25 protein-coding genes are annotated in these 24,316 nt (G+C 69.8%); 19 read left to right on the forward strand and 6 right to left on the reverse strand.

What is annotated here, in order from left to right; translation table 11 throughout:
- The first annotated feature begins 5 nt into the window (after positions 1 to 5).
- The 14 genes from ispG to I8E28_RS11645 all read left to right on the forward strand — a co-directional run bounded on the left by ispG (position 6) and on the right by I8E28_RS11645 (position 14,299).
- Complete coding sequence (gene ispG, locus I8E28_RS11580) at positions 6 to 1,274, forward strand: flavodoxin-dependent (E)-4-hydroxy-3-methylbut-2-enyl-diphosphate synthase (protein ID WP_200788213.1); 1,269 nt, start codon at positions 6 to 8, stop codon at positions 1,272 to 1,274.
- 15 nt (positions 1,275 to 1,289) lie between these two features.
- Complete coding sequence (gene hisS, locus I8E28_RS11585; RefSeq protein WP_200788214.1) at positions 1,290 to 2,573, forward strand: histidine--tRNA ligase; 1,284 nt, start codon at positions 1,290 to 1,292, stop codon at positions 2,571 to 2,573.
- Positions 2,574 to 2,645: 72 nt separating this feature from the next.
- The gene (locus I8E28_RS11590; RefSeq protein WP_200788215.1) at positions 2,646 to 3,332 is read left to right on the forward strand and encodes a YfgM family protein; all 687 of its coding nucleotides are present in this window, start codon (positions 2,646 to 2,648) and stop codon (positions 3,330 to 3,332) included.
- Positions 3,329 to 4,501, forward strand: a complete 1,173-nt coding sequence (bamB, locus tag I8E28_RS11595) for an outer membrane protein assembly factor BamB (protein ID WP_200788216.1) — start codon at positions 3,329 to 3,331, stop codon at positions 4,499 to 4,501. The genes I8E28_RS11590 and bamB overlap by 4 nt, the downstream gene beginning before the upstream one ends.
- 22 nt (positions 4,502 to 4,523) lie before the next feature.
- On the forward strand, positions 4,524 to 5,864 hold the full coding sequence (gene der, locus I8E28_RS11600) for a ribosome biogenesis GTPase Der (protein ID WP_200788217.1): 1,341 nt from the start codon (positions 4,524 to 4,526) through the stop codon (positions 5,862 to 5,864).
- A gap of 149 nt (positions 5,865 to 6,013) precedes the next feature.
- Positions 6,014 to 6,262 carry an RNA chaperone Hfq gene (gene hfq, locus I8E28_RS11605; RefSeq protein WP_200788218.1) on the forward strand — a complete coding sequence of 83 codons (249 nt, stop codon included), beginning with the start codon at positions 6,014 to 6,016 and terminating at the stop codon, positions 6,260 to 6,262.
- A 65-nt stretch (positions 6,263 to 6,327) separates the two neighbouring features.
- Positions 6,328 to 7,506, forward strand: coding sequence for a GTPase HflX (gene hflX, locus I8E28_RS11610; protein ID WP_200788219.1), 1,179 nt, complete (start codon positions 6,328 to 6,330; stop codon positions 7,504 to 7,506).
- Positions 7,507 to 7,558: 52 nt separating this feature from the next.
- Positions 7,559 to 8,872: an FtsH protease activity modulator HflK gene (gene hflK, locus I8E28_RS11615; protein WP_200788220.1), complete on the forward strand. Its 1,314-nt coding sequence runs from the start codon at positions 7,559 to 7,561 to the stop codon at positions 8,870 to 8,872.
- Positions 8,873 to 8,882: 10 nt separating this feature from the next.
- Positions 8,883 to 9,785, forward strand: coding sequence for a protease modulator HflC (gene hflC, locus I8E28_RS11620; RefSeq protein ID WP_200788221.1), 903 nt, complete (start codon positions 8,883 to 8,885; stop codon positions 9,783 to 9,785).
- Between the two features lie 6 nt (positions 9,786 to 9,791).
- Positions 9,792 to 9,980, forward strand: coding sequence for a DUF2065 domain-containing protein (locus tag I8E28_RS11625; RefSeq protein ID WP_200788222.1), 189 nt, complete (start codon positions 9,792 to 9,794; stop codon positions 9,978 to 9,980).
- Positions 9,981 to 10,048: 68 nt separating this feature from the next.
- On the forward strand, positions 10,049 to 11,197 hold the full coding sequence (locus I8E28_RS11630; protein WP_200788223.1) for an ATP phosphoribosyltransferase regulatory subunit: 1,149 nt from the start codon (positions 10,049 to 10,051) through the stop codon (positions 11,195 to 11,197).
- Positions 11,198 to 11,224: 27 nt separating this feature from the next.
- On the forward strand, positions 11,225 to 12,556 hold the full coding sequence (locus I8E28_RS11635; protein ID WP_200788224.1) for an adenylosuccinate synthase: 1,332 nt from the start codon (positions 11,225 to 11,227) through the stop codon (positions 12,554 to 12,556).
- A 14-nt stretch (positions 12,557 to 12,570) separates the two neighbouring features.
- The gene (locus tag I8E28_RS11640; RefSeq protein ID WP_200788225.1) at positions 12,571 to 13,095 is read left to right on the forward strand and encodes a phosphoribosyltransferase; all 525 of its coding nucleotides are present in this window, start codon (positions 12,571 to 12,573) and stop codon (positions 13,093 to 13,095) included.
- A gap of 28 nt (positions 13,096 to 13,123) precedes the next feature.
- Complete coding sequence (locus I8E28_RS11645) at positions 13,124 to 14,299, forward strand: cystathionine beta-lyase (RefSeq protein WP_200788226.1); 1,176 nt, start codon at positions 13,124 to 13,126, stop codon at positions 14,297 to 14,299.
- On the opposite strand, the gene mnmH is transcribed toward I8E28_RS11645, so the two are convergent.
- Positions 14,283 to 15,365: a tRNA 2-selenouridine(34) synthase MnmH gene (mnmH, locus tag I8E28_RS11650; RefSeq protein ID WP_200788227.1), complete on the reverse strand. Its 1,083-nt coding sequence runs from the start codon at positions 15,363 to 15,365 to the stop codon at positions 14,283 to 14,285. The genes I8E28_RS11645 and mnmH overlap by 17 nt on opposite strands.
- The gene (locus I8E28_RS11655; RefSeq protein ID WP_200790378.1) at positions 15,362 to 15,967 is read right to left on the reverse strand and encodes an arylesterase; all 606 of its coding nucleotides are present in this window, start codon (positions 15,965 to 15,967) and stop codon (positions 15,362 to 15,364) included. The genes mnmH and I8E28_RS11655 overlap by 4 nt, the downstream gene beginning before the upstream one ends.
- Before the next feature lie 52 nt (positions 15,968 to 16,019).
- Here I8E28_RS11655 and I8E28_RS11660 point away from each other — a divergent pair, with 52 nt between their 5' ends.
- Genes I8E28_RS11660 through I8E28_RS11670 form a run of 3 tightly spaced genes read left to right on the forward strand, consistent with a single transcriptional unit; the run spans position 16,020 to position 18,190 of the window.
- Positions 16,020 to 16,691 carry an ABC transporter ATP-binding protein gene (locus I8E28_RS11660; protein WP_200788228.1) on the forward strand — a complete coding sequence of 224 codons (672 nt, stop codon included), beginning with the start codon at positions 16,020 to 16,022 and terminating at the stop codon, positions 16,689 to 16,691.
- Positions 16,692 to 16,739: 48 nt separating this feature from the next.
- Positions 16,740 to 17,471, forward strand: a complete 732-nt coding sequence (gene rlmB, locus I8E28_RS11665; RefSeq protein WP_200788229.1) for a 23S rRNA (guanosine(2251)-2'-O)-methyltransferase RlmB — start codon at positions 16,740 to 16,742, stop codon at positions 17,469 to 17,471.
- The gene (locus I8E28_RS11670) at positions 17,468 to 18,190 is read left to right on the forward strand and encodes an NAD-dependent protein deacylase (protein WP_200788230.1); all 723 of its coding nucleotides are present in this window, start codon (positions 17,468 to 17,470) and stop codon (positions 18,188 to 18,190) included. The genes rlmB and I8E28_RS11670 overlap by 4 nt, the downstream gene beginning before the upstream one ends.
- Here I8E28_RS11670 and I8E28_RS11675 read toward each other — a convergent pair.
- The 4 genes from I8E28_RS11675 to I8E28_RS11690 all read right to left on the reverse strand — a co-directional run bounded on the left by I8E28_RS11675 (position 18,187) and on the right by I8E28_RS11690 (position 21,368).
- On the reverse strand, positions 18,187 to 18,747 hold the full coding sequence (locus I8E28_RS11675; RefSeq protein WP_200790379.1) for a chromate transporter: 561 nt from the start codon (positions 18,745 to 18,747) through the stop codon (positions 18,187 to 18,189). The genes I8E28_RS11670 and I8E28_RS11675 overlap by 4 nt on opposite strands.
- 14 nt (positions 18,748 to 18,761) lie before the next feature.
- The gene (locus tag I8E28_RS11680) at positions 18,762 to 19,352 is read right to left on the reverse strand and encodes a chromate transporter (protein ID WP_200788231.1); all 591 of its coding nucleotides are present in this window, start codon (positions 19,350 to 19,352) and stop codon (positions 18,762 to 18,764) included.
- A 79-nt stretch (positions 19,353 to 19,431) separates the two neighbouring features.
- Entirely contained in the window at positions 19,432 to 20,361 is a 930-nt protein-coding gene (locus I8E28_RS11685) for a bifunctional helix-turn-helix transcriptional regulator/GNAT family N-acetyltransferase (RefSeq protein WP_200788232.1), read from the reverse strand.
- 233 nt (positions 20,362 to 20,594) lie between these two features.
- Positions 20,595 to 21,368, reverse strand: coding sequence for a lipase family protein (locus tag I8E28_RS11690; RefSeq protein WP_200788233.1), 774 nt, complete (start codon positions 21,366 to 21,368; stop codon positions 20,595 to 20,597).
- 343 nt (positions 21,369 to 21,711) lie between these two features.
- Between I8E28_RS11690 and I8E28_RS11695 the strand changes: the two genes are divergently transcribed.
- Together I8E28_RS11695 and I8E28_RS11700 are read left to right on the forward strand one after the other, a co-directional pair.
- The gene (locus tag I8E28_RS11695) at positions 21,712 to 21,972 is read left to right on the forward strand and encodes a hypothetical protein (protein WP_200788234.1); all 261 of its coding nucleotides are present in this window, start codon (positions 21,712 to 21,714) and stop codon (positions 21,970 to 21,972) included.
- 134 nt (positions 21,973 to 22,106) lie between these two features.
- The gene (locus I8E28_RS11700) at positions 22,107 to 24,227 is read left to right on the forward strand and encodes an AAA family ATPase (RefSeq protein WP_200788235.1); all 2,121 of its coding nucleotides are present in this window, start codon (positions 22,107 to 22,109) and stop codon (positions 24,225 to 24,227) included.
- Positions 24,228 to 24,316 lie beyond the last annotated feature (89 nt).

Consider the following 24,316-nt stretch of genomic DNA (forward strand, 5'->3'; position numbering starts at 1 on the left):
TTCCCATGACGCCTCCCTGCCTGCCGATCGAACCGGCCGCGCCCGCGCAGCGCCGGTCCCGCCAGGCGCGCATCGCCTGGGGCTCGCGCGTGGTCACTGTCGGCGGCGACGCCCCGGTGCGCGTGCAGTCCATGACGAACACCGACACCGAGGATCCGATCGCCACCGCGATCCAGATCAAGGAACTGGCCACGGCCGGCTCGGAAGTCGTGCGCATCACCGTCAACACGCCCGAAGCCGCCAGGCAGGTGCCGTACATCCGCGAGCAGCTCGATCGCATGGGCGTCGACGTGCCGCTGGTGGGCGACTTCCACTACAACGGCCACCGGCTGCTGACCGAGTTCCCGGACTGCGCGCAGGCGCTGTCCAAGTACCGCATCAACCCCGGCAACGTCGGCAAGGGCGACAAGAAGGACCGCCAGTTCGGCCAGATGATCGAAGCCGCCATCCGCTGGGACAAGGCGGTGCGCATCGGCGTCAACTGGGGCAGCCTCGACCAGGAACTGCTCGCGTCGCTGATGGACGAGAACGCGCGCCGCGCCCAGCCCTGGGACGCGCGCAGCGTGATGTACGAGGCGCTGATCACGTCCGCCATCTCCTCCGCGAAGCTCGCCGAGGAGATGGGCCTGAAAGGCGAGCAGATCATCCTGTCGTGCAAGGTCAGCGGCGTGCAGGACCTCATCTCGGTCTACCGCGAACTGGCGCGCCGCTGCGACTACGCGCTGCACCTGGGCCTCACCGAAGCGGGCATGGCCACCAAGGGCACGGTCGCTTCCAGCGTCGCGCTGGGCATCCTGCTGCAGGAAGGCATCGGCGACACGATCCGCGTGTCGCTCACGCCGCAGCCGGGCGAGTCGCGCACGCAGGAAGTGGTCATCGCCTCCGAGATCCTGCAGGCCCTGGGCCTGCGCGTGTTCGTGCCCAGCGTCACCGCCTGCCCGGGCTGCGGCCGCACGACGAGCACGACGTTCCAGGAACTGGCCAAGCAGATCGACGACCACCTGCGGTCCAACATGCCCGTGTGGCGCGCCAAGTACCCCGGCGTCGAGAAGCTGAGGGTGGCCGTGATGGGCTGCATCGTCAACGGCCCGGGCGAGAGCAAGCACGCCGACATCGGCATCAGCCTGCCCGGCACGGGCGAGGCGCCGGCGGCGCCGGTGTTCATCGATGGCCAGAAGGCCCTCACCCTGCGCGGCGACAACATCGCGCAGGAGTTCCACCAGATCGTCGAGACCTACATCGAAAAGAAATACGGGCAGCCCGTCGCGGCCTGACCCGTCATCACTGAAATGGCCGACAAGCTCAATGCCGTCAAGGGCATGAACGACATCCTGCCGCCGGACTCGGCGCGCTGGGAATGGCTCGAGGACAAGGTGCGCGACCTGATGGCGCGCTACGCGTACCGGATGATCCGCACGCCGGTCGTCGAGCCCACGCAGCTGTTCGTGCGCGGCACCGGCCAGACCACGGACATCGTCGAGAAGGAGATGTACTCCTTCGAGGACCGCCTCAACGGCGAGCAGCTGACGCTGCGCCCCGAGAACACGCCCGGCGTGGTGCGCGCGGCCATCGAGCACAACCTGACGTACGACGGCGGCAAGCGCCTGTACTACATGGGCCCGATGTTCCGCCACGAGCGCCCGCAGCGTGGCCGCTACCGCCAGTTCTACCAGCTGGGCGCCGAGGTGCTGGGCCATCCCGGTCCCGAGGTCGACGCCGAGCTGATGTTGCTGGCGCACCAGCTGTTCACCGAGCTGGGCCTGCAGGACATCCGCGTCGAGATGAACAGCCTGGGCGTGCCCGCCGAGCGGCAGGCGCACCGCGCCGCGCTGGTCGCGTACTTCGAGCAGCACCAGGACGTGCTCGATGCCGATGCGAAGCGCCGCCTGCACACCAACCCGCTGCGCATCCTGGACACCAAGAACCCGGCGATGCAGCAGATGGCCGCCGGCGCGCCGCAGCTGCTGGCGTACCTGGGCGAGGCCTCGCTCAAGCACCTGGACACCGTCAAGGCGCTGCTGGACGCGTGCGGCGTGCGCTGGTCGATCAACCCGCGCCTGGTGCGCGGCCTCGACTACTACAGCCACACCGTCTTCGAATTCATCACCGACCAGCTCGGCGCGCAAGGCACCCTGTGCGGCGGCGGCCGCTACGACGGCCTGTTCGAGATCCTCGGCGGCAAGCCGACCCCGGCCGTCGGCTGGGGCATGGGCCTGGAACGCGTGCTGGAACTGCTCAAGGAGCAGGGCACCGCCACGGGCGCGCCGGCGCCCGACGCCTATGCAATCGTCCCCGACGCGCAGGCCTTGCCCGTTGCGATGCGCACCTTGCAGGCGCTGCGCGCCGCGGGGGTGTCGGTGCAGATGCACGCGGGCGGGGCCGAAGGCTTCGGCAGCATGAAGTCGCAGTTCAAGAAGGCTGACGGCAGCGGCGCGCACCACGCGCTCGTCTTCGGCGCCGACGAACTGGCGGCCGGCGAGGTCACGGTCAAGGCGCTCCGGGACGGGCAGGGCGCACAGCAGCGCCGCCCGCTCGCGACGCCGCAGGACTGGGCCGCGACCCTCCGCGCCTGATCGCCGCCGGGCAGTGCTGCCCGGCTCACTACAATCCCCCGCGGCCCATCCCGCGGCCGACCCCAAGTTCCAATGGCATCCCATCTCGATCTCGAAGAACAGGAGCAGCTTGACCAGCTCAAGCACTTCTGGAACCAGTACGGCAACCTGATCTCGTGGGTGCTGATCGTCGTCTGCGGCTCCATCGCGGCCTACAACGGCTGGAACTGGTGGCAGCGCAACGAGTCGCTCAAGGCATCGGCCGTGTACGAGGAGGTCGAGCGCGCCGTGCTCGCCAACGACCTCGCCCGCGCCGAGCAGGCGTTCGGCGATGCACGCGACAAGTACGGCCGCACGCTCTATGCGCAGCAGGCCGGCCTGCTCGTCGCCAAGGCGGCCGCCGACCAGGGCAAGGCGGACACCGCGCGCGCCGCGCTGACCTGGGTCGCCGAGCACCCGGCCGACGACGGCTACAAGGCGATCGCGAGCCTGCGCCTGGCGGCGCTGCAGATGGATGCCAAGGATTACGACGGCGCGCTCAAGCGCCTCGAGGGCAGCTTCCCCGCGGAATTCAACGGCCTGGTGGCCGACCGCCGCGGCGACATCTACAACCTGCAGGGCAAGAAGGACCAGGCCAAGGCCGAATACGAGAAGGCCTGGCGTGCGCTCGACGGCTCGGAGTACCGCCGCCTCGTCGAGGTGAAGCTCACCGCCCTGGGCGTCGACCCGAAGTCGCTGGCCCCCCAACCGAAGGCCGCCACCGGCACCGCGAAGTCATGATGCAACCCAAGCTCCATCGCGCCGCGCGCCTGTCCGCGCTCGTGCTCTGCGCCGCCGCCCTCGGTGGCTGCTCGTACATGCCGCAGCTGTCCTGGCCCTCGTGGCTGGGTGGCAGCGGCGACAAGGCCAAGCCGGCCGAACTGCCGCCGAACCCGGCCACGTTCGGCGTGCGGCAGGCCTGGATGGCGCGCGTGGGCACCGTCGACTTCCCGCTGTCTGTCGCCACCTCCGGCACCAACGTGGTGGTCGCCTCGAGCGACGGCACCGTCGCGATGCTGGACGGTGCCACGGGCCGCGAGGCCTGGCGCGCGGCCGTCGGGCAAGGCCTCAGCGCGGGCGTCGGCACCGACGGCACGCTGGTCTCCGTCGTCACCGACGACAACCAGCTCACCACGCTCTCGAATGGCAAGGTGCTGTGGCGCGAGCGGTTGCCCGCGCAGGCCTACACCGCGCCGCTGGTCGCAGGCGCCCGCGTGTTCGTGCTGGCCGCGGACCGCTCCGTCTCCGCCTATGACGGCCAGTCGGGCCGCCGCCTGTGGACCCAATCCCGCCAGGGCGAGCCGCTGGTGCTGCGCCAGGGCGGCGTGCTGCTTCCCTTCGGCGACACGCTGCTCGCCGGCCTGGGCGGCCGCCTGGTCGCCATGAACCCGGGCGGTGGCGCCGCGCGTTGGGAAGTGCCGATCGCGACGCCGCGCGGCACCAACGACGTCGAGCGCCTCGTGGACCTGGTGGGCCCCGTGTCGCGCGTCGGCAGTTCGATCTGCGCCCGCGCCTTCCAGGCCGCGGTCGGCTGCGCCGACGCGGCCCGCGGCACCTTCGTGTGGAGCAAGCCCGCCAACGGCGGCACCGGGGTCAGCGGCGACGAGTCCATCCTGGTGGGCACCGAGTCCGACGGCCGCGTGATCGCCTGGAAGCGCGAGAACGGCGAGCGCCAGTGGAACAACGAGCTGTTCCTGCACCGCCGCCCGAGCGCGCCGCTGGTGGTGGGCAAGTCGGTCGCGTTCGGCGACTTCGAAGGCTGGTTGCACGTGCTGTCGCGCGAGGACGGCAAGGTGGCCAACCGCATCGCGACGGATGGTTCGCAGATCGTCGCCGCGCCGGTGATGGTCGGCCAGACGATGGTCGTGGTGACGCGCAACGGCAGCGTCTTCGGCTTCGTCCCCCAGTAAATCAGACTCCCAGGGCGGCAGCATGAAACCCGTGATGGCCCTCGTGGGCCGCCCCAACGTCGGCAAGTCGACGCTCTTCAACCGGCTGACCAAGTCGCGCGACGCCATCGTCGCCGACTTCGCCGGGCTCACGCGCGACCGGCACTACGGCAACGCGAAGCACGGCAAGCACGAGTTCATCGTCATCGACACCGGCGGCTTCGAGCCGACGGCCGAGAGCGGCATCTACTCGGAGATGGCCAAGCAGACGCGCCAGGCCGTGGCCGAGGCCGACGTCGTCGTGTTCGTGGTCGACGCGCGCGCCGGCCTCTCGGCGCAGGACCACGACATCGGCGAGTACCTGCGCAAGCTGGGCAAGCCCACGGTGCTCGCGGCCAACAAGGCCGAGGGCATGACCGAGGGCGTGCAGCTCACCGAGTTCTACGAGCTCGGGCTCGGCGACGTGCACCCGGTGTCGGCCGCGCACGGGCAGGGCATTCGCAGCCTGGTGGAGGTCGCGTTCGAGCCGCTCGGCCTGCACGAGGACGACGACGTCGAGGAGGCGCCGCAGGACGAGGGCGTCATCAAGCTCGCGGTCGCGGGCCGCCCCAACGTCGGCAAGTCGACCCTCATCAACACCTGGCTGGGCGAGGAGCGCCTCGTCGCATTCGACCTGCCGGGGACGACGCGCGACGCGATCTCGGTGCCGTTCGAACGCGGTGGCCAGAAGTACGAACTGATCGACACCGCCGGCCTGCGCCGCAAGGGCCGCGTGTTCGAGGCGATCGAGAAGTTCTCGGTGGTCAAGACGCTGCAGGCGATCGAGTCGGCCAACGTCGTCCTGCTGCTGCTGGACGCGACCCAGGGCGTCACCGACCAGGACGCGCACATCGCCGGCTACATCCTCGAGAGCGGCCGCGCGGTGGTCCTCGCCGTGAACAAGTGGGACGCGGTCGACGCGTACCAGCGCGAACAGGTGCAGCGGCAGATCGAAACGCGCCTCGCGTTCCTGAAGTTCGCCTCGCTGCACCTGATCTCGGCGAAGAAGCGGCAGGGCCTCGGGCCGGTGTGGCAGTCGATCGCGCAGGCCCACAAGGCCGCGATGACCAAGATGTCGACGCCGGTGCTCACGCGGCTGCTGTTGGAAGCGGTGCAGTTCCAGTCGCCCAAGCGCGCGGGCATGTTCCGCCCCAAGCTGCGCTACGCCCACCAGGGCGGCATGAACCCGCCCGTGATCGTCATCCACGGCAACTCGCTCGAGCACGTCACCGACGCGTACAAGCGCTTCCTCGAAGGCCGGTTCCGCAAGGAATTCAACCTCATCGGGACCCCGCTGCGCATCGAGATGAAGACCACCAAGAATCCCTACGCCGACAAGGAGTAGGGCGCGTTCGCGCACCTTGTTGGAGGGCGGCCCTTGAAGCCGCGCGCGATGGACCCACGTGTGCTCGGGTCTGGACGGCGGATTACTTGCACAGCTGGGTTGCTGTGGTAAGGTGCAAGTTCCAAAACCGTCCGAACACGGAGAATATCGTGAGCAACAAAGGGCAGCTGCTACAAGACCCGTTCCTCAACGCGCTGCGCCGCGAGCACGTCCCGGTCTCGATCTACCTCGTCAACGGCATCAAGCTGCAGGGCCAGATCGAATCCTTCGACCAGTACGTCGTCCTGCTGCGCAACACCGTGACCCAGATGGTCTACAAGCACGCGATCTCCACCATCGTTCCCGGCCGGGCCGTCAACTTCCAGGCAGCCGACACCCCCGAGTCCGCTGCCAGCTGACCGCCGGCGCGCACGACGCGCCTTCCCCGCCGGGCGTCAACACACCGCACACCCGGATTCCCTGATTGCCTGACACCCAAGCCTCTCCGACCGCCCCCGCCTTGCTGGTAGGGGTGGATTTCGGCCTGCCCCATTTCGACGCCGAGCTCGAGGAGCTGGGCGAACTCGCGCGCACCGCCGGCCTCGAGCCGGTCGGCCGCATCACCGCCAAGCGCAAGGCGCCCGACGCCGCGCTGTTCGTCGGCAAGGGCAAGGCCGACCAGATCAAGGAACTCGCCGAGGAGCTCGGCGCCACCGAGGTGCTGTTCGACCAGTCGCTCAGCCCCGGCCAGCAGCGCAACCTCGAGCGCCACCTGGGCCTGCCCGTCAACGACCGCACGCTGCTGATCCTGGAGATCTTCGCCCAGCGCGCGCGCAGCCACGAGGGCAAGCTGCAGGTCGAGCTGGCCCGCCTGCAGTACGTCAGCACGCGGCTCGTGCGGCGCTGGTCGCACCTGGAGCGCCAGACCGGCGGCGCCGGCGTGCGCGGCGGCCCGGGCGAGAAGCAGATCGAACTCGACCGCCGGATGATCGGCGACGCCATCAAGCGCACCAAGGACAAGCTGGAGAAGGTCAAGAAGCAGCGCTCCACGCAGCGCCGCCAGCGCGACCGCCAGGGCGCGTACACGATCTCCCTGGTCGGCTACACCAACGCCGGCAAGAGCACGCTGTTCAACGCGCTGGTCAAGGCGCAGGCCTATGCGGCCAACCAGCTGTTCGCCACGCTGGACACGACCACGCGGCGCCTGTACCTCGACGACGTCGAGGGCGTGCAGGCCGGCCGCTCGGTGTCGCTGTCGGACACGGTGGGGTTCATCCGCGACCTGCCGCACGGGCTGATCGATGCGTTCCAGGCAACGCTGCAGGAAGCCGCCGACGCCGACCTGCTGCTGCACGTCGTGGACGCGTCCAACCCGCACCACCCGGAGCAGATCGACGAGGTGCAGCGCGTGCTGCACGAGATCGGCGCCGGCCAGGTGCCGCAGGTCCTGGTGTTCAACAAGATCGACGCGCTCGAGCCGTCGCAGCGCCCCCGCGCGGCGCAGGATGTGTTCGGGCTCGAAGGCACGCCGGTCACCCGCGTGTTCGCCAGCAGCCGCACCGGCGAGGGCCTGCCCGCGCTGCGCCAAGAGCTCGCCGTGCGGGCGGCGGCGCCTGCGGCAAACCCTCACCCGGCGCCGGACCTCCACGAAGCGCCCGCCTGATTGGGCACAATCGGCACAGCCAAGACACCCAGCCACGACAAGAACCGAGCGAATGAAGCTGCAACTCCCCGGCGCCATCGGCGGCCTTCCCGGCCGCGTGCGAGGCCTGTTCAACCTCAATGACCCCCGCTGGGGGCGCGGCTCCGGCGACGACGGCAATGGCAACGGCAATGGCCAGCGTCCCGACGGCGGCCGGGGGCCGAACCAGGGCCCGCCGGACCTGGACGAACTGTGGCGCGACTTCAACCGGCGCCTGGGCGGCCTGTTCGGCGGTGGCCGCGGCCGCCGTCCAGAAGGCGGCTTCCAGCCAGACATGAAGGGCGCCGGCATCGGCATCGGCCTGATCGCCACCGTCCTCGTGCTGATCTGGCTGGGCACCGGCTTCTTCATCGTGCAGGAAGGCCAGCAGGCGGTCATCACGCAGTTCGGCCGCTACAAGACCACCGTGGGCGCGGGCTTCAACTGGCGCCTGCCGTACCCGGTCCAGCGCCACGACGTCATCCCCGTCACGCAGATCCGCTCGGTGGAAGTCGGCCGCGACGTGATCGTCAAGGCCACCGGCCTGCGCGACTCGGCCATGCTCACGCAGGACGAGAACATCGTCGAGATCAAGTTCGCCGTGCAGTACCGCCTGAACGACGCGCGCGCCTACCTGTTCGAGAGCAAGGACCCCAACACCGCCGTCGTGCAGGCCGCCGAGACCGCGGTGCGCGAGGTGGTGGGCAACATGCGCATGGACTCCGCGCTGGCGGAAGAGCGCGACCAGATCGCCATCCGCGTTCGCACGCTGATGCAGCAGATCCTGGACCGCTACAAGGTCGGCATCGAGATCGTCGGCATCAACCTGCAGCAGGGCGGCGTGCGCCCGCCCGAGCAGGTGCAGGCCGCGTTCGACGACGTGCTCAAGGCCGGCCAGGAACGCGAACGCGCCAAGAACGAGGCCCAGGCCTATGCCAACGACGTGATCCCCCGCGCGGTCGGTTCCGCCTCGCGCCTCGCGCAGGAGGCCGAAGGCTACAAGTCGCGCATCGTGTCGCAGGCGCAGGGCGATGCGCAGCGCTTCAACTCCGTCCTGGCGCAGTACCAGAAGGCGCCGCAGGTCACGCGCGACCGCATGTACCTGGAGACCATGCAGCAGGTCTACGCCAACGTCACCAAGGTCCTGGTCGAGTCGCGCCAGGGCTCCAGCCTGCTGTACCTGCCGCTCGACCGCCTGCTGCAGCAGGTGTCGCCGGGCGGCACCGCCGCCGTGGCGCCGCCCGACCCGGGCTCGTCGCCGCAGTCCGGCGCGCCGTCCGCGTCCGCCAACACCAACGAGGCGCGCGGCCGCGACAGCGGCCGCAGCCGCGAACGTGAAACGCGCTGAGGGCCACCAGATGAACCGAATCGGATTCTTCGCCGCCAGCGCCCTGATCGCGCTGGCCCTCCTCAGCTCCATGTTGTTCGTGGTCGACCAGCGCCAGTTCGGCGTCGTGTACGCGCTCGGCCAGATCAAGGAAGTGATCACCGAGCCCGGCCTGAACTTCAAGCTCCCGCCGCCGTTCCAGAACGTCAGCTACATCGACAAGCGCCTGCTCACGCTGGACATCACCGACCCGGAGCCGATGCTCACGCTGGAGAAGCAGCGCGTGGTGGTGGACTGGTACGTGCGCTGGCGCATCACCGACCCGGCTGCGTACGTGCGCAACGTGGGCCTGGACGAGCAGGCCGGTGCCAACCAGCTGTCGCGCGTGGTGCGCAACGCGTTCCAGGAGGAGATCAACAAGGTCACCGTCCGGGAGCTGTTGTCCAGCAAGCGCGAGAAGCTCATGACCGACGTCAAGCGCGAGGTGCTGGAAGTGGTCAAGGGCGCCAAGCCCTGGGGCGTCGACGTCATCGACGTGCGCATCACGCGCGCCGACTACGTCGAGGCCATCACCGAATCGGTCTACCGCCGCATGGAAGCTGAGCGCAAGCGCGTGGCCAACGAACTGCGCTCCACCGGCGCCGCCGAGGGCGAGAAGATCCGTGCGGACGCCGACCGCCAGCGCGAGATCACGATCGCCAACGCGTATCGCGACGCGCAGAAGATCAAGGGCGACGGCGACGCGCAGGCTGCGGCGATCTACGGCGAGTCGTTCGGCCGTGATCCGCAGTTCGCCCAGTTCTACCGCAGCCTCGAGGCCTACCGCGCCACCTTCAACAAGAAGGGCGACGTGATGGTGCTCGACCCGCAGGGCACCGAGTTCTTCAAGGCCTTCCGCGGCTCCGGCGCCGCGGCGCCCGCCGGCAAGAAGTAAGCCGCCTTGGGCAGCGACGTGTTCTGGGCGGCGCTGGCGCTGGCGCTGGTGCTGGAGGGGCTGATGCCCCTCATCTCCCCGCGCACGTGGCGCGGCACGTTCGAGAAGCTGCTGCAACTGCGCGACGGCCAGCTGCGCTTCTTCGGGCTGTGCAGCGTCCTCCTCGGCCTCGCGCTGCTCTGGTTCGCGCTGTAGGCCGGGGCTCCGGCTGGGCCGCGGAGCGCGGCCGGTACAATGCCGTTTTTAACGACGCGCGTTTCTGCATGTCCGCCTGGCTCCTGCCGGATCACATCGCCGACGTCCTGCCCTCGGAAGCCCGGCACATCGAGGAGCTGCGGCGCCAGCTGCTCGACACGGCCCGCGGCTACGGCTGCGAGCTGGTGATGCCGCCGCTGCTGGAGCACCTCGAGTCGCTGCTCACCGGCACCGGCGAGGCGCTCGACCTCCAGACCTTCAAGCTCGTGGACCAGTTGTCCGGCCGCACGCTGGGCCTGCGCGCGGACACGACGCCGCAGGTCGCCCGCATCGATGCGCACCTGCTCAATCGCGCCGGCGTCACCCGCCTGTGCTACTGCGGTCCCGTGCTGCACACGCGCCCGGACCGGCCGCATGCGACGCGCGAGCCGCTGCAGTTCGGCGCCGAGATCTACGGCCACGCCGGCCTCGAGGCCGACCTCGAAGTGCTGCTGCTGGGCCTCGATTGCCTGAAGGCCGCTGGCGTGGGCGACGTCACGGTCGACCTGGCCGACGCCCGCATCGTCCGCTCGCTGTTCGCCGGCGCGCCTGTCGACGCGCAGGTGCTGCGCGACGTGCACGCCGCGCTCGCCGCGAAAGACGCTCCCGCACTCGTGCAGCTCACCAGGTCCTTCCCTGCTGCTTCCCGCGAAGGGCTGGCGGCCCTGGTGAACCTGTACGGCGACGCCAAGATGCTGGACGAAGCGCGGCGCGTCCTGCCTCCCATGCCCGCCATCGCGCAGGCGCTGGACCAGCTCGCGTCCATCGGCGCGCAGGTGCCCGGCGCGACGGTGAGCTACGACCTGGCCGACCTGCGCGGCTACGCGTACTACAGCGGCATCCGCTTCGCCGTCTACACGCCGGGCGCCAGCGACGCGCTGGTGCGCGGCGGCCGCTACGACGAGGTCGGCGCGGTGTTCGGCCGCAACCGGCCCGCGGCCGGTTTTTCGCTCGACGTCAAGGCGCTGGTGGGCGTGCTGCCCAAGCGGCCGCTGCGTGCGGCGATCCGCGCCCCGTGGGGCCAGGAGCCCGCGCTACGCGAAGCCATCGCCCGCCTGCGCGGCGAGGGCGAGACCGTGGTCTGCATGCTTCCCGGGCACGAGGGCGACCTGGACGAGTTCCAGTGCGACCGCCAGCTGGTTGCCGACGGCGCCCGCTGGGTCGTGCGCCCGCTCTGATTCCACAATTCCTTTCCTCCTTCCATCATGAACAAGACAACCGGTCGCAACGTCGTCGTGGTCGGCACCCAATGGGGCGACGAAGGCAAGGGCAAGCTGGTCGACTGGCTGACCGAGATGGCCCAGGGCGTGGTGCGCTTCCAGGGCGGCCACAACGCGGGCCACACGCTCGTCATCAACGGCGTCAAGACCGCGCTGCACCTGATCCCCAGCGGGATCATGCGGCCCGGCGTGAAGTGCTACATCGGCAACGGCGTCGTGCTGTCCGCGCAGAAGCTGTTCGAGGAGATCGAAGGCCTCGAGAAGGCCGGCGTCGAAGTCCGTTCGCGCCTGCGCATCAGCGAAGCCTGCCCGCTGATCCTGCCGTTCCACGCCGCGCTGGACATCGCGCGCGAGACGTTCCGCGAGAAGGGCGGCACCGAGAAGATCGGCACCACCGGCCGCGGCATCGGACCGGCGTACGAGGACAAGATCGCCCGCCGCGCGTTGCGCGTGCAGGACCTGAAGCACCCGCAGCGCTTCGGCGAGAAGCTCAAGGAGCTGCTGGAGCTGCACAACTTCGTGCTCACGCAGTACCTGCATGCGCCGGCGGTGGACTTCCAGCAGGTGCTGGACGAAGCACTGAAGCTGGGCGAGCAGCTGCGGCCGATGATGGCCGACGTCTCGCGCGAGCTGAACGAGGCCCACAAGCACGGCGACAACCTGCTGTTCGAAGGTGCGCAGGGCACGCTGCTGGACGTGGACCACGGCACCTACCCGTACGTGACTTCCAGCAACTGCGTGGCCGGCAACGCCGCCGCCGGTGCGGGCGTGGGCCCGGGCATGCTGCACTACATCCTGGGCATCACGAAGGCGTACTGCACGCGCGTGGGCGGCGGGCCGTTCCCCACCGAGCTCGATTGGGCGACGCCGGGCACCGTGGGCTACCACCTCTCCACCGTGGGCGCGGAGAAGGGCGTCACCACCGGCCGCTCGCGCCGCTGCGGCTGGTTCGACGCCGCGCTGCTCAAGCGCAGCGCGCAGGTCAACGGCCTGTCGGGCCTGTGCATCACCAAGCTGGACGTGCTGGACGGCATCGAGCAGCTGCAGCTGTGCACCGGGTACGAGCTCGATGGCGAGTACACGGACATCCTGCCGCTGGGCGCCGACGAGATCGCGCGCTGCAAGCCGATCTACGAGACGATGGAAGGCTGGACCCAGAGCACCGTCGGCGTCACCGAGTACGACAAGCTGCCGGTCAACGCGCGGCTGTACCTGCAACGCATCGAGCAGGTGACCGGCGTGCCCGTCGATATCATCTCGACCAGCCCTGACCGCGACCACACGATCATGATGCGGCACCCCTACCTGGCCGACTGAGGAGAAGAAGTTCCATGCTGACGGAAGACGGCAAGCACCTGTACGTGAGCTACGACGAGTACCACAACCTGATCGAGAAGCTCGCGATCAAGGTGCACCAGTCGGGCTGGAAGTTCGACACCATCCTGTGCCTCGCGCGCGGCGGCATGCGCCCCGGGGACATGCTCTCGCGCATCTTCGACAAGCCGCTGGCCATCATGTCCACCAGTTCGTACCGCGCCGAGGCCGGCAAGGTGCAGGGCCACCTGGACATCGCCCGCTACATCACCACGCCCAAGGGCGAGATCGCGGGCAAGGTGCTGCTGGTCGACGACCTCGCCGACTCCGGCGTCACGCTGCACAAGGTGGTCGACATGCTGCGCAACAACTACGCGCCGATCACCGAGCTGCGCACCGCGGTGATCTGGACCAAGGGCCTGTCGACGTTCCAGGCCGACTACTCGGTGGAATTCCTGCCGACGAATCCCTGGATCCACCAGCCTTTCGAGAGCTACGACGCGATGGGTCCCGAGAAGCTCCTCGAGAAGTGGAAAGTCTGAGCGCGCGACGGCGCGCTACGATGCCCCGATGACCGGGCGTTCCACCGACCTCATTCACCACCCCTACGAGCCGCCCGCCGGCTTCGCCGCACCGCAGGTCGCGGTGCACAAGGCGTCGACGGTGATCTTCCCCAGCGTCGCGGCGCTGCGCGCGCGCGACTGGCGGCAGAAGACCGGCTACACCTACGGGCTGCACGGCACGCCCACCACCTTCCAGCTGGAGGAGCGCCTCGCGGCGCTGGAAGGCGGCAAGCATTGCCTGCTGGTCCCGAGCGGCCTGGCGTCCATCACGCACGTGTGCCTTGCGTTGCTGGGGACCGGTGACGAAGTGCTGGTCCCCGACAACGTGTACGGGCCGACCAAGGCGTTCGCCGAGGGCGACCTGGCGCGCTTCGGCATCACGCACCAGCGCTACGACCCGATGGACCCGCGGGATCTGGCGGAGCGCCTGTCGCCCAGGACCAGGCTGATGTGGATCGAGCCGCCCGGCTCCGTGACGATGGAGTTCCCGCCCGCGCAGCAACTGGCGCGCCTGTGCCGCGACCGCGGCGTGCTGGTCGCGCTGGACAACACCTGGGGCGCCGGCCTGGCGTTCAACGGCTTCGAGGCCGGCGCCGACGTCGTCGTGCAGGCGCTGACCAAGTACCCCAGCGGCGGCGGCGACGTGCTGATGGGAAGCATCGTCACGCGCGACGACGCGCTGCACGAGCGCCTGAAGCTCGCCCACATGCGCCTGGGCTGGGGCGTGGGCGGCAACGACGCCGAGGCCGTGCTGCGCTCGCTGCCCAGCCTGCAGCTGCGCTACAAGGCGCAGGACCACGCGGCGCGCATCCTCGCGCACTGGCTGCACGGGCGGCCCGAGGTGGCGCAAGTGCTGCATCCCGCGCTCGAAGGGTCACCGGGCCACGAGCACTGGAAAGCGCTGTGCGGCGACCGTGGCCAGGCTGCCGGCCTGTTCTCGATCGTGCTGCACGAGCGCTTCGCCCCGGGGCAGGTCGACCGCTTCTGCGAGGCGCTGCGCCTGTTCAAGCTGGGTTACTCGTGGGGCGGCCCGGTGAGCCTCGTCGTGCCGTACGACATCGCGTCGATGCGGCGCCCGGGCAGTTGGCCGCACCGGGGCGTGCTGGTGCGCTTCTCGGTCGGCCTGGAAGACCCTGCCGACCTGCACGCCGATCTGGACCAGGCGCTCAGGCAGCTGCAGTAGGCGCGGCCGGCTCCCGCGCCAGCAGCTGGGCCGCCGCCTCGGCCATCGCCCCGGCCGAATGGTCGCGCGGCACCAGGACCTGGGCACCGCCGTACTCCCGGAAATTGCGCCGGATCGACGTGCTGTAGCCGGGGTCGTAGTGACGCTCCAGGAGCTCCCGGAACACTTGGGCGAACTGGCCCGCACGGGCCTGCGCCTGCCACTGCTCGACCACCGCATGCCCGCGCAGTTCGCGCAGCGCCTCGAGGCGGCTGCAGAAGTGCTCGGGGTCCTGCACGAACCAGTCGTAGTCCTCGATCAGCAGCGCGACGCGTTGCTCGATCGGCAGGTCCAGGCGGATGCACGGGCTGGCGCGCATGGCCAGGATCAGCGCCTCGGGCACGGCGACGTTGCCGACCTTCTTGCTCTCGCTCTCGACGTAGACCGGCCGCGAAGGATCGAACGTGCGCAGCTTCTCCCACACCAGCGTGTCGAAGTGCTTCTGCGTCGGCTGCTTGTCGCCCGGCCGCAGGCCCAGCACGGAACCGCGGTGCGCGGCCAGGGCCTCCAGGTCCAGCACCTGCGCGCCCGCGGCGGCCAGCGCCTGCAGCAGGCGCGTCTTGCCTGAGCCCGTGAGGCCGCACACCACGCGATAGCGCAGCGAGCGCGTGAGGTCCGGCAGGCTCGCCAGCAAGGCTGTGCGGAAGGCCTTGTAGCCACCGTCGACCACCGAGACGCGGAAGCCGATCTGGTCCAGCAGGTCGGCGAGCACGCCCGAGCGCTTGCCGCCGCGCCAGCAGTACACGAGCGGCTGCCACTCGCGCGGCTTGTCGACGACCTCGCGGGCGATGTGGCGCGCGATGTTCGCGGTCACCAGGCCGGCGCCGAGCTTGCGCGCCTCGAACGGCGACACCTGCTTGTAGATCGTGCCGATGCGCGCGCGCTCCTCGTCGTCGAGCGAGGGCCAGTTCACCGCGCCGGGCAGGTGGTCCTCGGCGTACTCGGACTCGCTGCGCGCGTCGATGACCGCGCTGAAGTCGCGCAGCCGCTCGACCGCCTCGGCCGCCGGGATGCGCCGCACGCTCAAGGCTTGCCCTTCACGCCCAGCAGGCGCGCGAGCGGCGGCCAGACGTTGTCCAGCAGCCGGGGCTGCGCCTGCTCGTTGGGATGGATGCGGTCCGGCTGGAACCAGCGCTCGGCGTCGGGCGCGTCGCCCACGCCACGCAGGAAGAACGGCACCGCCTCGGCCCTGTGCGCCTTGGCGATCTGCTCGTACATGGCGGAGAAACGCTCGCCGTAGGCCGGACCGTAGTTGGGCGGCAGCTGGATGCCCAGCAGCAGTACCCGGGCGCCGGCCTTCTGCGCCACCAGGGTCATCGCGACGAGGTTGGCGCGGGTCATGTCCAGCGGCAGGCCGCGCAGCGCGTCGTTGGCGCCCAGCTCGAGCACCACATGGGTCGGCTTGTGCTGCGCCAGCAGGGCCGGCAGGCGCGAGCGGCCGCCGGAGGTGGTGTCGCCGCTGATGCTGGCGTTGACCACCGTCACGTCGGCCTTGAGCTGCTGCAGGCGCTGCTGCAGCAGGGGCACCCAGCCGGTGCCGCGGCGCAGGCCATACTCGGCGCTCAGCGAGTCGCCGACCACCAGCACGGTGGCCGGCGCCGCGGCCCAAGCCCCCGCGCAGCCGGCCATGGCGGCCACCGCGATAAAGTCCCTGCGCTTCACCTCAACCTTTCATCGCCGGATGCCCGATCCCATCATCGCCGTCGACCACGTGTCCAAGTCCGTGACCGACTCCACCGGCACCCTCGACATTCTCCGCGATCTGGTTTTCGCCCTCGCCGCCCGTGAGACGGCCGCGATCGTGGGCGCGTCCGGGTCGGGCAAGAGCACGCTGCTGTCGATCATCGCCGGGCTGGACACGCCCACCAGCGGCACCGTGCGGCTCGACGGGCAGGACCTGTTCGCGCTGGACGAGGACGACCGCGCCGCGCTGCGGGCCCGCAAGGTCGGCTTCGTGTTCCAGAGCTTCCAGCTGATGGGCAACCTGACGGCACTGGAGAACGTGATGCTGCCGCTCGAGCTGGCGGGCAGGCGCGACGCCCGCAAGGCCGCCGGCGAGATGCTGGCCCGTGTCGGCCTGGGCCAGCGGCTGGGCCATTATCCTAAGGTGCTGTCCGGCGGCGAGCAGCAGCGCGTGGCGCTCGCCCGCGCGTTCGTGGTCGAGCCGGCGGTGCTGCTGGCCGACGAGCCGACCGGCAGCCTCGACTTCGCGACCGGCGAGACCGTGATGGACCTGATGTTCGAGCTCAATCGCGAACGCGGCACCACCCTGGTCCTGGTCACCCACGACCGCGCCATCGCCGCCCGCTGCGAACGCCGCATCACGATCGAGGCGGGGCGGATCGTTCCTTGACGCCGGACAGCCGGACCGTTCGCTCCTCACGCATTCGATAATCGCCCGATGTCCTCCAAAGTCCTCTTCGGCTTCCACGCCGTCGGCGTGCGCCTGAAGACGGCGCCGCAGTCCGTCATCGAGGTCTATTACGAAGCCACCCGGCGCGACGCGCGCATGCGGCAGTTCCTCGAGCGCGCGAAGGAAGCCAACGTGCGCCTGATCGAGGCCGACGCGCTGCGCATCGCCAAGCTCGCGGGCACGCACGGCCACCAGGGCGTGGCGGCGCGGGTGGAGCCGGTGCAGCAGGCGCGCTCGCTCGACGACCTGCTCGATGCGGTTGAAGGCCCGCCGCTGCTGCTGGTGCTCGACGGCGTGACCGATCCGCACAACCTCGGCGCCTGCCTGCGCGTGGCTGACGGTGCCGGCGCGCATGCGGTCATCGCGCCCAAGGACCACGCCGTCGGCCTCAACGCCACCGTGGCCAAGGTCGCCAGCGGCGCGGCCGAGACCGTGCCGTACTTCATGGTCACCAACCTCGCGCGGACGCTGGGCGAACTGAAGGAACGCAACATCTGGTGCATCGGCACCAGCGACGACGCGCCGCGCACGCTGTTCCAGGCCGACCTGAAGGCGCCCGTCGCGCTGGTGCTCGGCGCCGAGGGGGCGGGCATGCGCCAGCTCACGCGAAAGACCTGCGACGAACTCGTCTCCATCCCCATGCGCGGCGCGGTCGAGAGCCTCAACGTGTCGGTGGCCAGCGGCATCTGCCTGTACGAGGCGCTGCGGCAGCGGTCGTGAGCGTCGGCGCGGTCCGCGGCTGGGTGCAGGCCGCTCGCCGCATCCTGGTGCTATCCGGCGCCGGCATGAGCGCCGAGTCCGGCGTGCCGACCTTCCGCGACGCGCAGACCGGCCTGTGGGCCAACTTCCGTCCCGAGGACCTCGCCACCGAGGACGCCTTCCGGCGCAATCCGCAGCAGGTGTGGGACTGGTACGCGATGCGTCGCGAAGCGATCGCGCAGGTGCAACCCAACGCGGGCCACCTGGCGATCGCCCGGTTCCAGCAGGCGCATCCCGGCCGGCTCACGGTGGCCACGCAGAACGTGGACGGCCTGCACCAGCGCGCGGGCAGCCCGGGCGTGCTGGCCTTGCACGGCAACATCGCTGAAGACCGCTGGCTCGAGACGCCGCGTTCGTGCTGCCGCAGCGATCCGCCGCTGCCCGGGCACCCGCCGCGCTGTGCCACCTGCGGCAACCTGCGCCGCCCGGCGGTCGTGTGGTTCGGCGAGATGCTGCCGGTCGCGGTCCTCGCGGCCGCGGAACACGCGGCGCGCGAAGCCGACGTGGTCCTCGTCGTGGGCACCAGCGGCGTCGTGTATCCCGCGGCAGGGCTGGCGCGCATGGCGCCTGCGCAGGCGCGAGTCGTGGTGATCAACCCCCATGCCAGCGACCTCGACGACGCCGCGCGCGAAGTGCTGCGCGGCACGGCCGCGACGGTGCTGCCTGCGCTGCTGGACTAGACGAGGCCGAACCAGCCGAGCAGGGCGCCTGCGCCCAACAGCCACAGCAGGTGGATGCGCGTGCGCCAGACGATCACCGCGCTGGCGGCGGTGAGGGCCCACAAGGGCCAGTCGTGCAGGTTGTAGGTGGCGCCTGTCGCCAGCACCCAGCCGGTGGCGACCAGCAGCGCGATGACGATCGGCGCCATGCCTTGCTTGAACGCGCGCACGCCGCGCAGGTCGCGGTTGCGGTGGCCCCATTGCGCGGCGAAGTAGGTGAGGGTGGTGCTGGGCAGCAGGATGCCGGACAGCGCCAGCAGCACGCCGAGCGCCGCGGTCAGGTAGCCGCCCGCGTTGAGGCCCACGTTCCATCCCATCAGCGCGACGAACAGCACGTTGGGGCCCGGCGCCGCCTGCGCGATGGCGACGGACGCGCTGAACTGCGGGTCGGTCAGCCAGTGCTGCTCGTCGACCAGGTAGCGGTGCATGTCGGGCGCGGTGGTGATCGCGCCGCCGATGGACAGCAGCGACAGCAGCAGGTAGTGCGCGAACAGCGACAGCCAGTCGGCGGCGGACATCACGATGGCGTGGCTCACGGGCGTGCGCCCCCGAGCCGGTGCCACGTGAGCCAGCAGGCGATGGTGCCGAGTACCAGCAGTACCCACGCGAGCGGCAGGCGCAGCAGCGCGACGCCGGCGAAGGTGGCCGCCGCCAGCAACAGGCAGGCGACAGGACCGAGCGGGTGCGAGCGCATCGCGGGCAGCAGCTTGAGGCCGGTGGCCGTGATCAGGCCGGCCGCGACCGCGCCCATGCCGCGCAGCGCGCCGGCCAGTTGCGGCACGCCGGCGAAGGACGTGTAGGTGAAGCCGAGCAGGAGCACGACGACCAGCGGCGCGGACAGCATGCCGGCCAGCGCCGCCATCGCGCCGGGCAGGCCGAAGTAGCGGCTGCCGATCATCATCGAGAGGTTGACGACGTTCGGGCCCGGCATGATCTGCGCGACCGCCCATTCCTCGACGAACTCCTCGCGCGTCATCCAGCGCTTGCGCTCGACCAGTTCGCGCTGCACGACGGCCAGCACGCCACCGAACCCCTGCAAGGCCAGCAGCGTGAAGGAGATGTAGAGGTCGGCGAGGGAGCGGGGTTGCGAGCGGTCTGGGGCCGCTTCGGGCGGGGGCGTCATGCGCCGCGATTATCCGCGCCGGGCGCGGCCAGTCCTGTGCATGCGCGATGCCTGCCATCGCGGAACGCGCTGGCGCTGTTCAGAACCGCAGCTCCCAGGTCTCCGCGGTCAGGTCGTGGCCATACGCGTGCATCGCTTCCGTGGAGGTGCGCACGAAGCCGCGCGACGTGTAGATGGCCCGCGCCGCCTCCAACTGGCCGTTGGTCCACAGCACCATCTTGCGGTAGCCCTTGGCCCGCGCGAACGCGATGCACTCGTCGACCAGGCGCTTGCCCAGCCCAAGCCCCCGCGCGGCTGGTCCGAGGATGAGCAGCCGCAACTGGGCCACCGTCGCCGACTTGCGCACGACGAACACCGCCCCGACGCGCTCGCCGTCCAGTTCCGCGATCCAGCCTTTCTCCCACTGCGGGTCGAAATCGCGCAGGTACTTCGCGGCCACGTCCGCGACGAGCGCTTCGAACTCCGACGTGTAGCCGTACTCGGCCGCGTACAGCTCGCCGTGCTGCTGCACGACCCAGCCCAGGTCGCCCGGCCGCGGATCGCGCAGGACGACGGTCCGCGCCGGCGCCGCCGATTCGCCGCCGAGCGCGCGCTGCACGTGGGCCAGCGCGCCGAGCAGGCGATCGCGCGCCGGCGCATCGAGCGGCGCCAGCACGGCGGCCGCGTCGTCGCGCGAGCGCTGCTCCATCGGCGCGAAGGCGGCGTGTCCCTGCTTCGTGAGCCGCAGCAGGTTCTGCCGCGCGTCAGCCGGTGACGGCACGCGTTCGAGCCAGCCGCGCTCGATGAACCGGCGCAGCAGCCGGCTCAGGTGCCCGGCGTCCAGGCCCAGGTCGCGCCCAAGCTCCGTTGCCGTCGGCTGGTCGCGATGCGCCAGCTCGTACAGCAGCCGCACCTCCGTCAGCGACAACTCGCCGTCGAGGTAGGGATCGAGCACGCCGATGCGGCGCGTCCAGAAGCGGTTGAAGGCGCGCAGCGCTTCGACGTGGCGTGCGGTGACGTCCGTGGTCATCTGGCCATCGTCAACCAATTGATTGCCGAAGTCAACCAAGGCGCCTTCGTCCCAGCGAAGGCGGGGACTTTGTCATTCCGGCGAAAGCGCTCCGCGACGGGCAGAGGGCGCGAGCCCGGAACAAGCGGCGCTTGTGCAGCATGGATTCCGGCTTTCGCCGGAATGACGGCAGGGGACAGCGATGGATTCCGGCTTTCGCCGGAATGACAAAAGGGGGCCGGTGCCTGAGGCCCTCAGGCCGTCGCGAGCAACCGCGTCTCCGATGCCGCGAACGGCGCCCACGCGTCTTCCGGTTGGGCGAGGCGCTGGCTGACGATTTCGAGCACGCGGGGATGCGTCGCGAACTGGTCGTGGCGCACGCCCGGGACCTCGATGTGCTCGCAGGTGGCCGTGTCCTGGTCGGCGCACTGTTCCCACCGGACCACGCCATCGTCGCGGCTGTAGATCGACGTGCAGGGCACCGGCGGCGCGCGGCGCAGCCCGTTGCGCATCGACAGCGGGATGCGCTCGGGGCCGGCGTCGAGCAACTGCAGGACTGGGCATTTCCGATCGGGGTCGGCGGCGGTGTTGAAGGGCGTGCCGAGCGTGATGACCTGCCGCACCAGCGGTGTGCAGCGGCGCGAGAGTTCGCGCGCATAGAGGCCCGACAGTCCCCAGCCCAGCAGCGTGACCGGTGCTTGCGTGACTTCGAAGACATCGATCACGCATTCCTCCAGCTTGCGCAGCCAGCGGTGCATCGCCATGCCCCGCGGGCCGGTGTCGGCGCCCAGGCCCCAGTCGAAGGAGCGGAAGCCGGCTTCGCGCAGCGCCAGGCGGAGCGGTTCGGTCGCTTCGGGACCGCTGTGCTCGCGGGGAAACACGATGACGGGCTGGCCGCGGCCCTCGTAGACGGGGCCTTGCGGCGAGCGACGGTGGGGCAGGGCACGGCGCAGCAGGTCCCGCAACGGCCGGGCGGCCTCGGCGCCCGGTCCGACCGCAGCGGTGGCGGCGACTCCCGACTGTGTCATGCGTTCCTCCCGACTGCTGGCATGGCGAGGTGCGATGCTAGACAGCAAGGACAGCGCGACTGCTGGGCGGCCGGCGTGTGACGAGGTAGGACAAAGCCGGCACCCACCTGACCACCGCGTACGAAAAAAAGCCCCCGGCCCTTGCGGATCCGGGGGACAAGCGACCGGGGGGAAGAAACTTGAAAAAAACCCCGGCCCGGAACGTTCGATGCAGCACCTCCAGCGAGGTTCCTGTGGCCGAGCCACGTTGTTGCCGCGCAGCCTCTGCTGGACGGCGGGGTGCAGTCCTACACCGCGGGAGGCAACCCGCTGCCACGATGGCGCGCAGGATCGGAGCACAGCCATGGAACGCATCACGGGCCCGCACCTGGGCTTCTACATCGCGTCGCACGCGAGCGAGACCGGCGCGTCGGGCGAGCGCTTCCTCGGCTACGCCAAGATCTGCCGCCGCCGTCCCGACAGCTACTGGGACGCGAACTGCCTGGTGAAGATCTGCGGCGACCGTGTCCACGCGGATCCAGCCGATGCATTGGCCGAGGTCGAGCAGCGCGCTCGCGAGCAACTGCATAGCCTGGCGACGAGCTCCGAGCCGGCACTCGCCTAGCACAACAGCCGAGCTTCGCCGGACACACCCGCGTGAATAAATCACGTGGGCGCCGCCGCATCGGCCCGATAGCTTCCATTCGCTGGACATGAAGGGTCGCGTCTGTAGGATGACGCTGACAAGGAAGGACGTACATGTCTGATATCTCCGTCGGTTCCCCGAAGCTCGAGTTCGACAAGGAAGAGCAGCCCAGCGACGGCAGCCTCTGGCTGTCGATCAAGAAGGGCGCCGCCCGCCTGCAGGACTGGTTCGTGATCCAGAGCATCGCCGTCAAGCTGCTCGTGATCGCCATCGCCCTGCTCATCCCCGCCACCGGCATCTATTCCATGGTGCTGGCGAAGCGCCAGGCGGCCGTCGCCGAACAGGTGCGCAGCATGGCCGGCGCCGAAGGCATCGCCGCCTTCAACGACAAACTCCCGGTCGAGTTCGGCACCGGTTCGCTGCTGGCTTTCCTGCAGAACAAGCCGGTCGAGCGCATCACCGTGATCTACAAGCCGCTGATGTGGAACGTCAGCGAACGCGTCGTGCTGGTCGAGTCGGTCGGCAAGCAGTATGCGTACTACCCCTCGGACATCGAGACCAAGATCTTCGCGGACAAGGCCGTGCAGGCCCCGTGGAGCGGCAAGCTCTCGTTCGTCCCGCGCCAGGACCTCACGCCGGCCAACCTGCAGCTGCTCGAGAAGCTCGACCAGGGCTTCTCCGGCGCCCGCCCGCAGTCCGAGAAGGACGCGTGGAAGGCCGGCGTGTCCGGCGTGCTGTCGGCCGCGCTGACGCTGGGCCTGCTGGGCTTCCTGGCCTTCCAGCTGAAGGGCCAGTTCAAGTCGCTCAAGTTCATCGAGCCGGCGACCGTCAACGGCTCGCTCGAGGACCTGGTCGGCATGGACGACATCAAGTCCGAGGTCGCGCAGATCAAGGACCAGTACATGCGGCGCGCCGAGTACGCGGAGTACGGCATCAACAAGCCGTTCAACGTCATGTTCAGCGGCCCCGCGGGCACCGGCAAGACCAAGCTCGCCAGCTACCTGGCCAAGGAGCTGAACCTGCCGATCCTGTTCCACTCCGCCGTGAACCTGGAGACGGGCTACGTCGGTGGCGGCGCCGGCACGCTGTCGCGCATCGTCGCGATGGCCAAGCGCCGCAAGCGCTGCATCGTGTTCCTGGACGAGGCGCAGGACCTGTTCATGAAGCGCGGCGGCCACCGCAAGTTCGACGACGACACGCAGAACATGCTGCTGGCGGTGCTCGACGGCGTGCGCACCAAGACCGACGCCGAGATCATCTGGATCGTCGCGTCCAACTTCAACAGCGAGCAGATGCAGATGGACGAAGCCATGCTGCGCCGCTTCCAGATGAAGGTGGACTTCCGCCTGCCCAACCGCGAGGAGCGCGACTCCATCATCCGCCACTACCTGTCGCAGCGCGCGGAGAAGGTGCTGCCCGACCTGGACCTGCGCCACCTGGTGGAGATCACCGAAGGCCGCAGCCCGGCGGACCTGGAGACCATCGTCAACCAGGCCGGCATCACCGCCGTGCAGGCGGGCCTGATGATCGGCGCCGACACGCTGATGCAGGCCGCCGAGCGCGTGATGGTGGGCAACGTCAACACCAACACCACCAAGGAGCGCGAGCGCGACCGCCGCATCATCGCGATCCACGAGTGGGGCCACTTCCTGGTGGACTTCGAGAACGAGCGCCGCAAGGCCAACGGCAACTGGGAAGGCATCCTGGCCGAGATGAAGACCATCAAGATCTCGCTCAAGGCCAACCCGCGCAACAACGCGCTCGGCTTCGTGTTCCACAAGCAGGGCTCCAACCTGCTCAAGACCAAGTCGGACATCGAGCACGACGTGCGCGTGCTGCTGGGCGGCATGGCCAACGAGGAGCTGTTCTTCGGCGAGGAAGGCACCACCAACGGCGCGCACAACGACATCACGCGCGTCACCAAGCTGCTGCACCACGCCGTCGGCGAGATGGGCATGTACCGGAAGACGCGCCTGAACTTCGGCGCGCTGGCCAACGAGGCCCAGGGCGGCAAGTCGCTCGACGAGGAAACGCGCTCCATCATGGAAGCGCAGAGCGAGCGCCTCTACGGCGAGACCAAGGCCACGCTGTCGCGCCTGAAGCCGCTGACCGAGCACCTGGCCGGCAAGCTGATGGACAAGGGCGAGATGAGCCTGCGCGAGGCGCTGGGCGAGATCCGCAGCTTCGAGGCGGCCTGCTACACCTTCAACAGCAAGGTGGGCCTCGCGGCCTGACGCGTCGCAGCGCACCCCTGAAAAGGCCGGGCATGTCCCGGCCTTTTTTCAACGCCGGGCGGCGTGAGTTGCTACAGACGAGTTGCATT

The sequence above is a fragment of the Ramlibacter algicola genome, assembly GCF_016641735.1.
Classification (GTDB): Bacteria; Pseudomonadota; Gammaproteobacteria; order Burkholderiales; family Burkholderiaceae_C; genus Ramlibacter; species Ramlibacter algicola.

What these genes read in the sequence shown, in the direction of transcription:
- hflC (WP_200788221.1), top strand. Translation starts at nt 8,883, where the DNA reads ATGAACCGAATCGGATTCTTCGCCGCCAGCGCCCTGATCGCGCTGGCC.
- ispG (WP_200788213.1), top strand. Translation starts at nt 6, where the DNA reads ATGACGCCTCCCTGCCTGCCGATCGAACCGGCCGCGCCCGCGCAGCGC.
- I8E28_RS11640 (WP_200788225.1), top strand. Translation starts at nt 12,571, where the DNA reads ATGCTGACGGAAGACGGCAAGCACCTGTACGTGAGCTACGACGAGTAC.
- I8E28_RS11655 (WP_200790378.1), bottom strand. Translation starts at nt 15,967, where the DNA reads ATGGCCGGCTGCGCGGGGGCTTGGGCCGCGGCGCCGGCCACCGTGCTG.
- der (WP_200788217.1), top strand. Translation starts at nt 4,524, where the DNA reads ATGAAACCCGTGATGGCCCTCGTGGGCCGCCCCAACGTCGGCAAGTCG.
- hisS (WP_200788214.1), top strand. Translation starts at nt 1,290, where the DNA reads ATGGCCGACAAGCTCAATGCCGTCAAGGGCATGAACGACATCCTGCCG.
- I8E28_RS11685 (WP_200788232.1), bottom strand. Translation starts at nt 20,361, where the DNA reads ATGACCACGGACGTCACCGCACGCCACGTCGAAGCGCTGCGCGCCTTC.
- I8E28_RS11635 (WP_200788224.1), top strand. Translation starts at nt 11,225, where the DNA reads ATGAACAAGACAACCGGTCGCAACGTCGTCGTGGTCGGCACCCAATGG.
- hflK (WP_200788220.1), top strand. Translation starts at nt 7,559, where the DNA reads ATGAAGCTGCAACTCCCCGGCGCCATCGGCGGCCTTCCCGGCCGCGTG.
- I8E28_RS11680 (WP_200788231.1), bottom strand. Translation starts at nt 19,352, where the DNA reads ATGACGCCCCCGCCCGAAGCGGCCCCAGACCGCTCGCAACCCCGCTCC.
- I8E28_RS11660 (WP_200788228.1), top strand. Translation starts at nt 16,020, where the DNA reads ATGCCCGATCCCATCATCGCCGTCGACCACGTGTCCAAGTCCGTGACC.
- I8E28_RS11700 (WP_200788235.1), top strand. Translation starts at nt 22,107, where the DNA reads ATGTCTGATATCTCCGTCGGTTCCCCGAAGCTCGAGTTCGACAAGGAA.
- I8E28_RS11645 (WP_200788226.1), top strand. Translation starts at nt 13,124, where the DNA reads ATGACCGGGCGTTCCACCGACCTCATTCACCACCCCTACGAGCCGCCC.
- I8E28_RS11590 (WP_200788215.1), top strand. Translation starts at nt 2,646, where the DNA reads ATGGCATCCCATCTCGATCTCGAAGAACAGGAGCAGCTTGACCAGCTC.
- I8E28_RS11695 (WP_200788234.1), top strand. Translation starts at nt 21,712, where the DNA reads ATGGAACGCATCACGGGCCCGCACCTGGGCTTCTACATCGCGTCGCAC.
- I8E28_RS11675 (WP_200790379.1), bottom strand. Translation starts at nt 18,747, where the DNA reads ATGTCCGCCGCCGACTGGCTGTCGCTGTTCGCGCACTACCTGCTGCTG.
- I8E28_RS11630 (WP_200788223.1), top strand. Translation starts at nt 10,049, where the DNA reads ATGTCCGCCTGGCTCCTGCCGGATCACATCGCCGACGTCCTGCCCTCG.
- I8E28_RS11690 (WP_200788233.1), bottom strand. Translation starts at nt 21,368, where the DNA reads ATGACACAGTCGGGAGTCGCCGCCACCGCTGCGGTCGGACCGGGCGCC.
- bamB (WP_200788216.1), top strand. Translation starts at nt 3,329, where the DNA reads ATGATGCAACCCAAGCTCCATCGCGCCGCGCGCCTGTCCGCGCTCGTG.
- rlmB (WP_200788229.1), top strand. Translation starts at nt 16,740, where the DNA reads ATGTCCTCCAAAGTCCTCTTCGGCTTCCACGCCGTCGGCGTGCGCCTG.